The sequence below is a fragment of the Buttiauxella sp. A111 genome, from assembly GCF_014189855.1.
In the GTDB taxonomy this organism is placed as follows: domain Bacteria; phylum Pseudomonadota; class Gammaproteobacteria; order Enterobacterales; family Enterobacteriaceae; genus Buttiauxella; species Buttiauxella selenatireducens.
The window spans coordinates 98,741-113,745 of record NZ_BJFN01000005.1; the positions used below are offsets into that span (position 1 = coordinate 98,741).

Here is a 15,005-nt window from a genome sequence, read left to right on the forward strand (position 1 = left end):
GAGGGTTAGGGTGAGGGCGACACATCGCCAACCCGACTTCCCTCCCAGGTTTGCGGAAATTATTTGTGAGCAATACAGACGGAAAGTGACCAGACTTTTCGTCATTACAGAGAATCCGGGATATGTTGCAGTTCATCCTCCGACGTTTGGGACTCGTTATCCCCACGTTTATCGGTATTACCCTTCTTACCTTCGCTTTCGTGCACATGATTCCCGGTGACCCGGTAATGATTATGGCCGGTGAGCGCGGTATCTCTCCTGAACGTCATGCTCAGTTGTTGGCCGAACTCGGTCTCGACAAGCCAATGTGGCAGCAATACCTCCATTACATATGGGGCGTGATGCACGGTGACTTGGGCATTTCGTTAAAAAGCCGTCTCCCTGTTTGGGACGAGTTCGTACCGCGCTTTAAAGCGACGATGGAACTCGGTGTTTGCGCCATGCTTTTCGCCGTTGCCGTGGGGATTCCGGTTGGCGTTTTGGCAGCCGTTAAACGTGGTTCCATATTCGACCACACCGCTGTGGGCCTGGCGTTAACAGGCTACTCAATGCCTATTTTCTGGTGGGGTATGATGTTAATCATGCTGGTTTCAGTTTACTGGAACCTCACGCCAGTCTCCGGGCGCGTCAGCGATACGGTATTCCTTGATGACACCTTGCCGCTCACCGGATTTATGCTTATCGACACCGCGATATGGGGTGAGTCCGGTGACTTCATCGATGCCGTGATGCATATGATATTGCCAGCCGTGGTACTCGGTACCATCCCACTGGCGGTTATCGTGCGTATGACCCGCTCGTCCATGTTGGAAGTGTTGGGCGAAGATTACATCCGTACTGCTCGCGCCAAGGGGTTGACCCGTATGCGCGTCATCGTCGTGCACGCTCTGCGTAACGCCATGCTGCCGGTTGTCACCGTTATCGGCTTACAGGTGGGGACATTGCTGGCAGGTGCGATTCTGACGGAAACCATCTTCTCCTGGCCGGGCCTTGGCCGCTGGTTGATTGATGCATTACAACGTCGTGACTACCCGGTAGTACAGGGCGGCGTATTGCTGGTGGCGACGATGATTATCCTCGTCAACCTGATCGTCGACTTACTGTACGGCGTGGTGAACCCGCGTATACGCCATAAGAAATAAGGGTCTATCATGACGCAAATAACTGAGAATAAAGTGGTCGCGGCGCCCGTCCCCATGACGCCGTTCCAGGAATTCTGGTACTACTTCAAAAAAAATAAAGGGGCGGTCGTTGGCCTGGTGTATGTCACCGTCATGATCTTGATCGCCATCTTCGCTAACGTCCTCGCTCCACACGGCCCGGCTGAACAGTTCCGTGATTCTTTGCTGCATCCTCCTGTGTGGCAAGAAGGCGGTAGCTGGCAATTCCTGCTCGGTACTGATGACGTCGGCCGCGACATCATGGCTCGCCTGATGTACGGCGCGCGTCTGTCGCTGCTGGTTGGCTGTCTGGTGGTGGTACTGTCGCTTATTATGGGCGTGGTGCTCGGCCTGGTCGCAGGCTACTTTGGTGGCCTTATCGACAACATCATCATGCGTGTCGTCGATATCATGCTGGCACTGCCAAGCCTGCTGTTGGCTCTGGTATTGGTCGCGATATTTGGCCCATCGATAGTTAACGCCTCGCTGGCACTGACCTTTGTTGCGCTGCCGCACTATGTGCGACTGACGCGTGGCGCGGTGCTGGTGGAAGTGCATCGCGACTACGTGACCGCTTCGCGCGTTGCAGGCGCGGGCTCTATGCGCCAGATGTTCATCAACATTCTACCAAACTGCCTCGCACCGCTTATCGTGCAGGCCTCCCTTGGCTTCTCTAACGCCATTCTCGATATGGCCGCTCTCGGCTTCCTCGGCATGGGTGCGCAACCCCCAACACCGGAGTGGGGCACGATGCTCTCCGACGTGTTGCAGTTCGCACAAAGTGCCTGGTGGGTTGTCACCTTCCCTGGTGTCGCAATCCTGCTGACGGTGCTGGCATTTAACCTGATGGGTGACGGGCTGCGTGATGCACTCGATCCTAAACTCAAGCAGTAAAGAGGCACGAGATGGCGTTATTGAATGTAAATAAATTATCGGTGCATTTCGGCGACGAAAAGACACCGTTCCGTGCCGTAGATCGCGTGAGCTATAGCGTAAATCAAGGCGAAGTGGTGGGTATCGTTGGGGAATCCGGTTCCGGTAAATCGGTCAGCTCGCTGGCGATTATGGGGCTGATTGATTACCCAGGCCGCGTCATGGCGGAGAAACTGGAGTTTAACGGCCAGGATCTGCAAAAGATTTCCGAGAAAGAGCGTCGCAACCTGGTCGGTGCCGAAGTGGCGATGATCTTCCAGGACCCGATGACCAGCCTCAACCCGTGTTACACCGTCGGTTTCCAGATTATGGAAGCCATCAAGGTGCACCAGGGCGGCAACAAAAGTACCCGTCGTCAGCGCGCTATCGACCTGCTGAATCTGGTGGGTATTCCCGATGCGGCTTCGCGTCTGGATGTTTACCCGCATCAGCTTTCCGGCGGTATGAGCCAGCGTGTGATGATCGCCATGGCGATTGCCTGTCGTCCTAAGCTGCTGATTGCGGATGAACCGACTACCGCGCTGGATGTCACCATCCAGGCGCAAATCATTGAGCTGTTACTGGAACTTCAGCAAAAAGAGAACATGGCGCTGATTCTTATCACCCATGACCTCGCGCTGGTGGCTGAAGCGGCACACAAGATCATCGTGATGTACGCCGGGCAAGTGGTGGAAACCGGGGCATCGCACGACATCTTCCGTGCACCGCGCCACCCGTACACTCAGGCATTGCTGCGCGCGCTGCCTGAGTTTGCGCAGGACAAAGCGCGACTGGCCTCGCTGCCAGGCGTGGTTCCGGGCAAGTATGACCGCCCGACCGGCTGCCTGCTTAACCCGCGTTGCCCGTATGCGACGGATAAATGTCGCACTGAAGAACCAGAACTGAACATGTTGGACAACGGGCGTCAGTCCAAATGCCACTTCCCACTCGATGATGCCGGGAGGCCAACCCTATGAGTACCGATAAGGCCACTACGCAACCTCTGTTGCAGGCCATCGACCTGAAAAAACACTACCCGGTGAAGAAAGGCATTTTCGGCCAGGAGCGCCTGGTGAAAGCGCTGGACGGCGTTTCGTTTGAACTCGAACGCGGCAAAACACTGGCGGTGGTGGGCGAGTCTGGCTGTGGAAAATCCACGCTGGGCCGCCTGCTGACAATGATCGAAATCCCGACCGGTGGTGAGCTTTACTACCAGGGCCAGGATTTGCTCAAACCTGACGAAACCTCTGAAAAGCTGCGTCGTCAGAAAATCCAGATCGTGTTCCAGAACCCGTACGGCTCGTTGAACCCACGTAAAAAAGTGGGGCAAATTCTTGAAGAGCCGCTGCAAATCAACACCAGTCTGAGCAAAGCCGAGCGCCGTGAAAAAGCGCTGGCGATGATGGCGAAAGTCGGCCTGAAAACCGAACATTACGACCGCTACCCGCATATGTTCTCTGGCGGTCAGCGTCAGCGTATCGCCATCGCCCGTGGTTTGATGCTCGACCCGGACGTGGTGATCGCCGATGAACCGGTATCTGCGCTGGACGTTTCCGTGCGTGCGCAGGTGCTGAACCTGATGATGGATTTGCAGCAGGATATGGGGCTGTCATATGTGTTTATCTCCCACGATTTATCCGTGGTAGAACACATTGCCGACGAAGTGATGGTGATGTATTTGGGCCGCTGCGTAGAGAAGGGGACGAAAGACCAGATTTTCTCTAACCCGCGCCACCCGTACACCCAGGCGTTATTGTCTGCAACTCCACGCCTGAACCCGGATGACCGTCGCGAACGTATCAAGCTGACGGGCGAGCTGCCTAGCCCGTTGAACCCGCCGCCAGGCTGCGCGTTCAACGCCCGCTGCCGTCGCCGCTTCGGGCCATGCACGCAGTTGCAGCCGCAACTTAAAGAGTATGGTGGTCAGTTGGTGGCGTGTTTTGCTGTTGATCAGGATGAGAACGTGGAGATTCGGTAGTTCGGATCGCCTTCGCCCTCACCCTAACCCTCTCCCGCCGGGAGAGGGGATTGTTCTGGTTTTCACCTTCACCCCAGTACTCGGCTTTGGACTTTCCCCTTATCCTGGGGGAGAAGGTCGGGATGAGGGCGTCAAGCTAAACCCTTCGCTCCAACCCCATTCTGTATCAAAGCCTCGCGTGGCAGGTTTATTCCATGTTCTGACAGGGGCTATTCGCATTGTTATTGCCTGGTAACTCAAATTATTTGAATAGAAATGCGCGGGCCATATGTCTGTATAAAAAACTGCGCACTGAGCTGATTCATCAGCTGCGTGAATATATGTTCTCTCAAATCCCGCCCGTAATGTTAATTTCTTGCGCGAAATATTCCAAATCAAGAAATGCTCTTTATGTGTGTGAAATCACAAAAGAAAGCTGCTACCTTTTAAGGGGTAGTGTTAAATATTACTCAAGCTCAAATCTAATCGGTTATATGCTTAGCCCGTTATTAATAAGAAAAAAAGATGGTGATGAGACCGTCAGTGCCTATATATTGGCTTGAAATGCAGCAGTTTTCCGAAAAATGAATAATAAATCACAGAATGATAACGCACTGCAATTATTAGTAATTCATGAAGTCAATAAGCCAAAATTATAACCAACCAAAACGTTCTAATAGTCACGGTATAAGCTTGAGTATATTCATGCATCAAATACAAATGTCTTATAAATCATGGGTGTCGCAATGAAAAACTATGATGATTTGCAGCGTTTCAAGGATAAGACTCGTACAGGCGCTATCGACTTCAAAGATATGTCTGCGCAAAGCCAACAGTCAGATGCCAGCAACTGGGCGATAATCAAACAGTTAATGAAAACTGAAGATGAAGGTTCTGTGCTTTCCCATGCAGGCAGTATCGCGGTGCCCGTTCCGCAAGCGGTAAAGGCTGATGAGTTTGATGCCAGCCATTTCAGACCATTGGTGGCGCAACCTATCAGCAACTCGGCGTCTCAAGGGTCTATTCTGGATAGTTTGCACAGCGCGCTGCCAGAAGCTACAGCCGAGGTTTTCCAGCCTGAGCAAAGTCATCACACCACAGCGACGTTGTTTGAACAACTTGCACCGGTAGTGGCGCAACCAGAATCCATTATTGAATCGTTAAAAGAACCAATAAAAGAACCGCTAAAAGAAACCGTGAAACCTGCCGCTATCGCAGCGCCGCAGGCCTCTGCACCGGTAAAAACTGAACCTGTGCGTTTTGACAAACTGTTCGCAGCCAAAGGGAACACGGCGCGGAATCATCCCGCTAAAGACTTACCGCTGCAACCGTTGCTGGAGATGATTGCGTCATGCCGCTAGTGTGTGTTTGCTCGCCAAAAGGCGGAGTAGGAAAAACCACGGTTACCGCCAATTTGGCATATGCGTTGGCTCGCGCGGGTAGCAAAGTGTTAGCCATTGATTTTGATGTGCAAAATGCGCTGCGCTTGCATTTTGGGGTGCCTTTATCGGATGGCCGTGGCTATGTGGCAAAAGCCATTGAATCCGCAGACTGGAGCCAATCCGTGCTGACTGCCGGTAGCAATTTGTTCGTGCTGCCGTATGGCGATGTCACCGAAGAGCAGCGCATGGAGTTTGAGCACCGCTTGAGTACCGACAGCCATTTTCTGATGCGTGGATTAAGCACCTTACTTAACTACCCAGGCCTTGTGATCATTGCCGATTTCCCGCCAGGCCCTAATCCGGCGCTGAAAGCGGTATCGCATTTGGCCGATTTGCATCTGGTGACCATGATGGCAGATACCGCTTCGCTGTCATTGTTGCCGCATATTGAAAATCACCGTCTTATTGGTGAACCGCTCAACAATAAAGCCGGATATTATTTTGTCCTCAACCAAAGTGATAACCGCCGCCATATTAGTCGCGATGTCACGGCATTTATGCAACAGCGTCTTGGCGATCGTTTGCTTGGGGTTATTAACCGCGACGAAAGTGTGGCTGAAGCCAACGCGTCTCAGCAATCAATATTCGATTTTAGCCCGGCCTCTGCTGCGGCTTTTGATATTGAACTGATCAGTAAAAGAGTTGCGGGTGTTCTCGGCGTAAAAATTGGTGATGGCGCGGTACATGCCGCCTTGAGAACATCAAATTTCTGACAATCATCCAGGATGTCCTATGAAAAAGGTCCTGTTTTATTTACTGCTATTGGTCATGGCACCCATAGCAGTGCTTATCATCATTACGCCTATGGACAGCCAGAAGCAGTATATCTTTGGCTTTATCAGCCTCGGTATGATGTTTTTATTAGGCTTCAGCAAAAAGCACAGCGTGTCGATAATCATGATGCTGGTTTCAGTGTTGATGTCGACGCGTTATATTTATTTTCGTGCAACTCAAACCTTACATTTTAATTCCGAAATAGAAGCCATTTTAGGTATAGGGTTATTTTTAGCAGAACTGTATATCTGGGTTGTCTTATTACTGAGTTATCTGCAAACCGCATTCCCTTTAAAACGGGGGATCGTGCCGCTGCCGGATGACACCTCGACCTGGCCGACGGTCGATGTTTACATTCCCAGCTATAACGAAAGTCTTGAAGTGGTGCGCGATACCGTGCTGGCCGCGCAATGTATCGACTATCCGCGCGACAAAATAAAAATCTACCTGCTCGATGACGGCAAGCGGCGTGAGTTTGCGGTGTTTGCGGCGGACGTTGGTGTGGGATACATCACGCGCAACGACAACTCGCACGCCAAAGCCGGTAACCTCAACCACGCCATGAAACTCACCAAAGGCGAGCTGATTTGCGTCTTTGACTGTGACCACGTCGCCACGCGCATCTTCCTGCAAGCTACGGTGGGTGCCTTCCTGCAAGACCCGAAACTGGCGCTGTTGCAGACACCACACTACTTCTACTCTCCCGATCCTTTTGAGCGTAACTTGTCGGGCGGTAAAAATATCCCTAACGAAGGCGCGTTGTTCTACGGGCCAATCCAGCAAGGGAATGACAACTGGAACGCGACTTTCTTCTGCGGTTCCTGTGCGGTCATTCGCCGCAGTGCGTTGGAAGAAATTGGCGGTTTTGCGGTAGAAACCGTGACCGAAGATGCGCACACCGCGCTGAAAATGCAGCGCCTTGGCTGGAAATCCGCGTTCCTTGATATTCCTCTGGCGGCAGGGCTTGCGACTGAGCGCCTGGTTCTGCACGTTATTCAGCGAACCCGTTGGGCGCGCGGTATGACGCAAATCTTCCGTCTCGATAACCCGTTATTCGGTCGTGGCCTGAAATGGCAGCAGCGCCTGTGTTACCTCAACGCCATGCTCTATTTCCAGTTTGCCTTGCCGCGTGTGGCGTTCGTGACCGCACCGCTGGCCTATTTGCTGTTTAACCTGAACATCATCCACTCGTCAGCCAGCCTGATTTTTGCTTATGCGCTGCCGCACCTGATCCTGAGTATTTACCTCAACTCGCGCATGAACGGGCGTTATCGCTACAGTTTCTGGGGCGAGATTTACGACATGGTGATGGCTTTCCACCTGGTTCTACCGACGGCGGTCACGATGCTGTTCCCAAAACGTGGCAAGTTCAACGTGACCGATAAAGGTGCGTTGCTGGACGTCGGGTATTTCGATTTCAGCGTCGTTCGCCCGCATATGATTGTGGCGGTTTTACTGGCGGTAGGAGTCACCGCAGGGATTGTGCGCGCCTTTGCCCATGACTACTTTGATGTCGACCCCAACGTTATCGCGTTGAACGTCGGCTGGGGCTTATACAGCCTGGTGTTCCTGCTGGCGGCAATCGCCGTCGCCCGTGAAACGCGCCAGACGCGAAAAACGATTCGTATTGATGTCGATATCCCGGTGGTGATTCATTACGCCAGCGGTATCTCCTCACGCAGCCATACGCTTGATTTGTCCATGGGTGGCAGCCGCATTGCGGTGCCGGACGACCGCCATCTCACAGACGAAATTGAAGAAATCGAGCTGCAACTGAAATCCGGCTCTATCAGTATTCCGGTGCAAATGATCTCTTACGACGAACAGGCGATTCGCCTGATGTTTGAAGAGATCCCACTGGACCGCCGCCGTGAACTGGTGCGCGTGGTGTTGGCACGTGCTGATGCCTGGATTCATCCGCCAAAACCGCAGGACAACCCGTTCCGTTCCCTGCTTATCATTATTCGCTGTGTGTTTGATTTGTTCTGGCTGACGTTTAAATCGCGCCGCGAAAACCGCCGTTTGCGTCAGGAAGAGGCAAAGCGCATGGAAAGTACCGGTGAGGACAACGTGGTATGAAACGGATGACCTTTAAAGTTTGCCAGTTGTTGCTTGCGTTAAGCGTTTTAACAACACCGGTGATGGCTGAAGAGGCCACCACGGTGGAATCGCTTCTTCCGATAGATTTACCGGTACCGGGCCAGGAACCCGCGTCTGTACCAGAAACGGCACCTGCCGCTCCGGTCGTGGTGACGCCTGCACCTTCGATTATCGTGCCGGGGAGTGTGAGCAGTATTAGCGTGGCGCAAATGGGCCAGCCGCACGGCGTCATGCTCAGCGGTGGCCAGTTGCAGGCGGGTATTGATTTTACCTTGCCATCCGATCAGGTCATCACCAACGCGCAGCTGTTCCTGAACCTGAAAGTGTCTCCGGCGATGGCGGCACGAAATACGACATTGCAACTGATGATGAACGGTCAGCCATTGGGAACCGTTCCACTGGGTTCTGCCGACAGCGATGTTTCCAACTATCAGCTGGAAATCCCGGCGGCGATGGTGGTGTCGAGCAACAACATCAGCTTTAAAATCAACGATGGTGATGCGTTACTCTGCTTGCGTGACCTGTCGGATAAATACCAGGTCACCATCATGCCGAGCACGCGGCTGGATCTGGAAGGACAGCAGCTGAATATCGGCGCGGATCTCAGCCAATTCCCACGCCCGTTCTTTGACTCAATGCAGATGACGCCTGCTTCTGTGGCGTTTGCCTTCCCGGCAAAAACGCAGCCAGAACAAGTGAGTGCGGCGGCATTGGTTGCATCCTGGTTGGGCATTGAGGCGGATTACCGCGGCATCTCCTTTAACGCGTTGAACGACAAACTGCCTGAGAAAAACGGCATTTTGTTTGGCAAACCTGGCGAGCAAATTGGCGGCCTGACGCTGCCTGAAACGCAAAAACCGATGCTGCAAATTATCGATAACCCAGGCAATCCGGTTTATAAGCTGCTGTTGGTGGTCGGGAATTCCGATCAGCAATTGCGCGCAGCCGCCTGGCGTTTAACGCAGGGGAAATTTACTCTCCAGACCGCCAGTACCACCGTTGAAAACCAGAATATTCCAGTAAGCCTGGCGTATGACGCACCGCGTTGGATCACCACCGAACGCCCGGTGCGCTTAACCGAGCTGATGCGTAAAGACCAAAGCCTGACCGCGACCGGTATCTGGCACGAACCGTTAAGCGTGGCCTTCCGTGCGGCACCGGATCTGTTCTTGTGGGATGGCGGCACGATCCCGATGAAAATCGGCTATCGCTTCCCGACGGAAAACTGGATAGACGAAGATCGCTCTTTCCTTTCCATGACCTTCAACGGCACTTTCCTCAGCAACCTGCCGGTGAACAAGCTCGGCGCACTGGAAACGCTTTGGCGTAAACTGGGCGGCGATGCACGCCAGGAAAGTTACAATCTCGCGCTGCAACCCTATCTGATTTACGGCGATAACCAGTTATCACTGTATTTCAACATCGAAACCAAAGAATCCGCACCGTGTAACGTGCTGCTTAATAACAACATTAAGAGCCGTATCGACGAAAATTCGTGGATCGATTTAAGCAAAACGCGTCACTTCTCGCTGCTGCCAAACCTTTCTTACTTCGTTGGTGCGTCGTTCCCGTTCTCACGCTTCGCTGACTACTCGCATACCGTTCTGTTGTTGCCTGAAAACCCTGGCGAGGCTGAAATCAGCACGCTTTTGAACATGGCGGCGCGTTCGGGGAATGCGACTGGCACATCTCTGAACAATAACTCGGTGATGTTTGGCCTGCCGACGGGCGGCGCAAACCTGCAACGTCTGGAAATCAGCCACGTGCTGGCGGTTTCAACGCTCAATCAAAGTGCGTTTAACCGCGCACTGCTGGCTCAGTCGCCATTTACCAGCAACGAGCATTCATTTGGTGTTCGGGATAAATCCATCTGGCAAAAAATACAAAACTGGGTCGAAGGTGACTGGGGTTCAACGGGGGTTGGCGCTGACCGCTACTTCTCGTCTAACGAAGCGTGGCGTGGATTTGTCAGTTTCCGCGCGCCGTGGAACCCGGCACGAGTGGTGGTGATGGCGATTGGCACCACGGATGAACAGCTTTTACGGCTTCAGACGGACTTAAGCTCGGCGCGGATAAACGCCGGTATTCGTGGCGATGTCGCGATCATTACCGATGAAAACGGTGTGCGCAGTTTCCGCGTCGGCCAGCAGTTCCCGAGTGGTCAAATGCCGTGGTACATGATGGTGGTCTGGTATGCCAACCAGCATTCTGCATTTATGGCCGTTTTATGTTTGTTGTTCGCCACAGTGATTGGCCTGAGCCTGTATGCCTTACTGAAAAAACGCGCGCGCAAACGTCTTAATCCTCAGGATGATGGAAAGTAAAGGTGGTGCTCAATGAATCATAAAAACAAAACCGCCCATCGTTTGTTAACGCTGTGCTTCTTTGGCAGCCTGACGTTTGGCGCTCAGGCTGCAGAAAACAATCCGGCGCTAAAAGCGTTGTTCGACCAGGCCAATTACTGGCATGAAAAGTCACATGACGAGCTGGCAAAAGAAGCGCTGCAAAAAGTGTTGATGGTCGATGCCAACAATACTCAGGCGTTGTACCTGATGGCGCTGTGGTCGCAGCAGGCCGGGGACATCAAAGGTGCGGCACAATGGCGCGAACGTCTGGCGTCAGTTTCACCGCAAGATGGCAATTTGCAGGCGCTGGATAACGCCAAACAAATTCAGCAAATCCCGCGTGGGCAACTGGATTTAGCACGCCAGCAAGCGCGAAGCGGCAATATTCCCGCCGCCCTCGCCACCTGGCGCAGTTTATTTAATGGCGACCAGCCACCGCCAAGCCTCGCGCCAGAATATTATCTGACGATGGCGGGTGATAAATCGCTCTATCCGCAGGCCGTGGCAGGTTTGCGCCAGTTTACGGCGCAAAACCCGCAGGATAACGGCGGACGCATCGCGCTGGGTAAAGTGCTGACCTATCAGGAAGGCACGCGCCGCGAAGGCATGGACATCCTGCAAAATATGGCGAGCGGGAGCCAGGATGCTGATAAAGCCTTGCGTCAGGCGTTGCTCTGGCTTGGCCCAACCTCAAGCGATGAACCCTATTATCAAACCTTCCTGCAACGCCACCCAAAAGACACGGTGGTGCAAGATCACTACCGTAAAAATATTGGCGGTGCGGCGAAAGGTGAAGGTTTTAACGCGCTTAACAGCGGCAACACGGAAGCGGCAAAAACGCAGTTTGAACAGGTGTTGCAAACCAACCCGCAAGACGCCGATGCGTTGGCTGGGATGGGTTACATCGCACAACGTAAAGGTGATTACACTGCCGCGGCTGAATATTTAAATCGTGCCGCGAACCTCGGTGGCGATCAGTCTGGAGAGCGCAAACAACAAGCCGATGACGCTGAATTTTACGGGCAACTGGCGAGCGCTCAGGCGGCATTCAAGCAAGGGAATATCAGCCAGGCGCTGGCGCTCAGTGCGCCACTGGCCCAACAAAGTGGCGAGCGCGGCACTTCGGCCAAATTATTCCGTGCGGATGTTCAGCGGCACAATAAAGATTACGCCTCCGCCGAGCAGTCTTTGCGCGGTATTCTGGCCGAGCAGCCGAATAACGGTGCTGCGCGTGAAAACCTCTACTACGTGTTACGCGAGCAGAGCAAAACCGCTGAAGCCCAGGCGATGCTGCAAACTTTACCTGCCAGCTTGCAGGCGAAATTGCAGCCCCGGGTATCTGGCGGCAATCCTGCCGATCCGCTGCGTCGTCAGGCACAGCAGGCTGCGGCAAATGGCAATCCGCAGCAAGCCATCGATATTTTGCAGCAGGGTGTCGCGCGTTACCCATCCGATCCATGGTTGCGCCTTGATTTAGCCCGCCAGCTCCAGAAACAGGGACGCCGCGACGAGGCAAGTAACGTCATGGCGCCGTCATTCCGGCCAAATGCCTCCAATACCGAACTGTATGCCGGTGCGCTGTTTGCCAGTGAAAACAATGCCTGGCAGCAATCACAAACTTTGCTGTCGCGCATTCCAGCCGCCAGCCAGACCAGCGACATGCGCAACCTGGCGGCACGCGTGAACTACAATTTGCAAATGTCGGTCGCGGAACGCTACCTGGCGCAGGGCGATACCGTCGCTGCGTCTAACACCCTAAAAGCATTGGCGATGCGCCCACCACAAAGCCCAGCAGACGCCGGTAAACTGGCGAAAATGCTGGCGCAAACCGGTGATGTCACTACGGCGGTGACGATCGTGCGCGACAACATGCGTCGTGGCGTGCAAGGCAATGCTGGCGATTATGGCGACCAGATAGCCGTGCTGAACCAGGCAGGGCTGGGGCGCGAAGCTCAGGCATTCCTTGCGAGCCCTGAATTGCAATCGCGCAGTACACCAACGCAACTGGCCAGTGTCCGTAATGGTTATGTGATCAACGAAGCCGATCAACTGCGCACGCAGGGTAATTATGCGGCGGCGTACGACAAACTGATCCGTGCGATGCAAAACGACCCGCAAAACACCGACCTGATGTTTGCCATGGCGCGTTTGTATCAGTCCGGCAAAATGAACAAAGAAGCGGGCGTGGTTTACGACTACCTGATGACGCGTGACACGCCGCAGCAAGATGCACGGGCAGGGGCGATTGATGTTGCTCTTGCCAATAAAGACGTTGATAAAGCTAAACAGTTAACCGCCGGATTGCGTAACGACGAAACGCCGGATCGTCTGCTGTTGCTGGCGCGAGTTGCGGAAGCCGATGGCAATCACCAGCAGGCCATGAGTTATTTGCGTACCGCGCGTGGGAAACTGGTTGGCCTGCAAGGAACGAGTGGCGACACCGCACCTACTATGGGTGGGCTGGCGTTAGCAGATAACCCGTTTACCCCGAAAAACACCGTCGCACCGCAAACGGCATCCAATTCGCTGTATGGTGATGTCATGCCGTGGCAAGTCGCCCAACTGGCTCGTAACCCACAAACTGCACCTCCGGGCACCACGCGTACCGATCTGCCGGTTGAAACGGCGCAGGCGGGCACGTTGCGCCAGGTGGATAACATGATGGAGCAACTGACGGAGAAAACCGCGACCTGGGCGCGAGGTGCCGTGGCGGTTCGTGGTCGTGATGGCGAAAGTGGCCTGAGCGAACTCACTGAAATCAAAGCGCCACTGCAATGGTCAACCGTTCCGTTTGGCGACTCACGTTTGGATCTCAATGTGACGCCTATCAGCCTGAATGCCGGGAGTTCGTCTGACGAAACCAGCCGTCGTTTTGGCACGGGTGCCTTGATTCAAGGGCAGGTGGCGCAGGAGTTGTATAACGCTTCGACGACGACACCGCCGGAGTTGCCAAATATTGACAAGATAACCGTGCCTTCTCAGGGCTCGCAAAGCGCTGCGGGTGTGGAAGTCGCTATGGCGCTGACGGGCGAGCAGTACAAATTAGACGTCGGCTCCACGCCATTGGGTCAGGATTTAAATACCGTTGTCGGTGGCGTTCAGTGGTCGCCACAACTGACCGATTACCTGAAGTTAATTTTGACCGGCGAACGTCGTGCCGTGGTCGACAGCCTGCTGTCTTACGTTGGTGTGGAAGACAAATACAGCGGTAAGAAATGGGGCCAGGTCACGAAAAACGGCGGGAACGCTCAACTGAGCTACGACGACGGTGATGCAGGTTTCTACGCGGGCGTAGGTTTGTATAACTACATTGGCGAAAACGTGCCGAGTAACGGCAACGTCACGGGTAATGCTGGCGTATATATTCGCCCATACCGTGCTGATGACCGTGAACTGAAAACCGGTATCAGCATGAGTTACATGGACTTCTCGAAAAACCTCAGCTACTTCAGCTATGGGCAAGGTGGCTACTTTAGCCCGCAGGATTACATCAGCGTTTCCTTCCCGGTGGATTACACGCAGAAGTTTGATAACTGGGATATGTCGGTTGGCGCATCCGTGGGTTATCAGTCGTATAGCCAGAATGCAAGCCCGTACTTCCCGACTGACTCAGCGATGCAAGCGCAACTGGAAAACTATGTCGCCAATGGTTTTGCTAAAGAGGCGTGGTACAGCGGCAGTAGCAAAAATGGTATGGGTTATAACTTGCGTGCCGGCGCTGATTACAAGGTTAACAAAGACATGCGAATTGGTGGCCAGGTCGGTTATGACACCTTTGGTGATTACAACGAAAGTACCGCGCAACTCTACTTCCGTTATCTGCTAGGGAATAATTAATCATGAATGACGCGCAGTTATTGCAGTACTTTCAAAATCAGCAGACTCAACCGGGCTGGTTCTCTTTGCTCCACATCATGATTGATAGCATGGTGGCGAATGCGGGTGAAGCAGAAAGCCGCCCGTTTCTGATACAAATGGGTGAGACGCTGGCCGAGCGTCACCCATTAGCATTAGCGCGAACTGTGGGCGAACTCGAATCGCAGATAAATCTTCAGCTTGCCCGTTTCAACTGGGGCTATATTGATATTGAAGCCAGCGAAACGGCGATGCTCATTCGCCACATGGCTTTGCCTGTTCCCGCAGACGAAGCGCAGCAGGCTTCCTGGAATAACGCCTTCAGCGCCGTTCTGGAAGGAATATACGCCCGTTGGTTGCGCGATCAGGGCGGCAAACCGCATGTGTCGCTGTGGCGCGAGTCTTCACCGTCAGCAACAGTGGTACACTTTCGATATCAAAATAGTCGATGAGGTGCTTT

The 15,005-nt window shown here is 53.6% G+C and carries 10 protein-coding genes; all 10 read left to right on the forward strand.

Features of this window, described 5'->3' with window-relative positions:
* Positions 1–122 precede the first annotated feature (122 nt).
* The 10 genes from dppB to bcsD all read left to right on the forward strand — a co-directional run bounded on the left by dppB (position 123) and on the right by bcsD (position 14,997).
* Positions 123–1,142: a dipeptide ABC transporter permease DppB gene (gene dppB, locus BSPA111_RS15650; protein WP_183272082.1), complete on the forward strand. Its 1,020-nt coding sequence runs from the start codon at positions 123–125 to the stop codon at positions 1,140–1,142.
* Positions 1,143–1,151: 9 nt separating this feature from the next.
* Complete coding sequence (gene dppC / locus BSPA111_RS15655) at positions 1,152–2,054, forward strand: dipeptide ABC transporter permease DppC (RefSeq protein ID WP_183272083.1); 903 nt, start codon at positions 1,152–1,154, stop codon at positions 2,052–2,054.
* Positions 2,055–2,065: 11 nt separating this feature from the next.
* Positions 2,066–3,049, forward strand: a complete 984-nt coding sequence (dppD, locus tag BSPA111_RS15660; RefSeq protein WP_183272084.1) for a dipeptide ABC transporter ATP-binding protein — start codon at positions 2,066–2,068, stop codon at positions 3,047–3,049.
* Positions 3,046–4,050 carry a dipeptide ABC transporter ATP-binding subunit DppF gene (gene dppF / locus BSPA111_RS15665; protein ID WP_183272085.1) on the forward strand — a complete coding sequence of 335 codons (1,005 nt, stop codon included), beginning with the start codon at positions 3,046–3,048 and terminating at the stop codon, positions 4,048–4,050. Before dppD ends, dppF begins: the two co-directional genes overlap by 4 nt.
* Before the next feature lie 725 nt (positions 4,051–4,775).
* Positions 4,776–5,390, forward strand: coding sequence for a cellulose biosynthesis protein BcsO (gene bcsO / locus BSPA111_RS15670; protein WP_183272086.1), 615 nt, complete (start codon positions 4,776–4,778; stop codon positions 5,388–5,390).
* A complete protein-coding gene (gene bcsQ, locus BSPA111_RS15675; RefSeq protein ID WP_183272087.1) occupies positions 5,381–6,184 on the forward strand; it encodes a cellulose biosynthesis protein BcsQ in 804 nt (267 codons plus the stop codon). The genes bcsO and bcsQ overlap by 10 nt, the downstream gene beginning before the upstream one ends.
* Positions 6,185–6,203: 19 nt before the next feature.
* The gene (gene bcsA, locus BSPA111_RS15680; protein WP_183272088.1) at positions 6,204–8,324 is read left to right on the forward strand and encodes a UDP-forming cellulose synthase catalytic subunit; all 2,121 of its coding nucleotides are present in this window, start codon (positions 6,204–6,206) and stop codon (positions 8,322–8,324) included.
* The gene (gene bcsB / locus BSPA111_RS15685; RefSeq protein WP_183272089.1) at positions 8,321–10,669 is read left to right on the forward strand and encodes a cellulose biosynthesis cyclic di-GMP-binding regulatory protein BcsB; all 2,349 of its coding nucleotides are present in this window, start codon (positions 8,321–8,323) and stop codon (positions 10,667–10,669) included. The genes bcsA and bcsB overlap by 4 nt, the downstream gene beginning before the upstream one ends.
* Before the next feature lie 12 nt (positions 10,670–10,681).
* Positions 10,682–14,527: a cellulose biosynthesis protein BcsC gene (locus tag BSPA111_RS15690; RefSeq protein ID WP_183272090.1), complete on the forward strand. Its 3,846-nt coding sequence runs from the start codon at positions 10,682–10,684 to the stop codon at positions 14,525–14,527.
* Positions 14,528–14,529: 2 nt separating this feature from the next.
* Positions 14,530–14,997 carry a cellulose biosynthesis protein BcsD gene (gene bcsD / locus BSPA111_RS15695; protein ID WP_183272091.1) on the forward strand — a complete coding sequence of 156 codons (468 nt, stop codon included), beginning with the start codon at positions 14,530–14,532 and terminating at the stop codon, positions 14,995–14,997.
* Positions 14,998–15,005: the final 8 nt, after the last annotated feature.

Coding starts and splice junctions, on each gene's coding strand:
- dppF (WP_183272085.1), top strand. CDS start 3,046: ATGAGTACCGATAAGGCCACTACGCAACCTCTGTTGCAGGCCATCGAC.
- bcsO (WP_183272086.1), top strand. CDS start 4,776: ATGAAAAACTATGATGATTTGCAGCGTTTCAAGGATAAGACTCGTACA.
- bcsQ (WP_183272087.1), top strand. CDS start 5,381: ATGCCGCTAGTGTGTGTTTGCTCGCCAAAAGGCGGAGTAGGAAAAACC.
- dppC (WP_183272083.1), top strand. CDS start 1,152: ATGACGCAAATAACTGAGAATAAAGTGGTCGCGGCGCCCGTCCCCATG.
- dppB (WP_183272082.1), top strand. CDS start 123: ATGTTGCAGTTCATCCTCCGACGTTTGGGACTCGTTATCCCCACGTTT.
- bcsB (WP_183272089.1), top strand. CDS start 8,321: ATGAAACGGATGACCTTTAAAGTTTGCCAGTTGTTGCTTGCGTTAAGC.
- bcsA (WP_183272088.1), top strand. CDS start 6,204: ATGAAAAAGGTCCTGTTTTATTTACTGCTATTGGTCATGGCACCCATA.
- dppD (WP_183272084.1), top strand. CDS start 2,066: ATGGCGTTATTGAATGTAAATAAATTATCGGTGCATTTCGGCGACGAA.
- bcsD (WP_183272091.1), top strand. CDS start 14,530: ATGAATGACGCGCAGTTATTGCAGTACTTTCAAAATCAGCAGACTCAA.
- BSPA111_RS15690 (WP_183272090.1), top strand. CDS start 10,682: ATGAATCATAAAAACAAAACCGCCCATCGTTTGTTAACGCTGTGCTTC.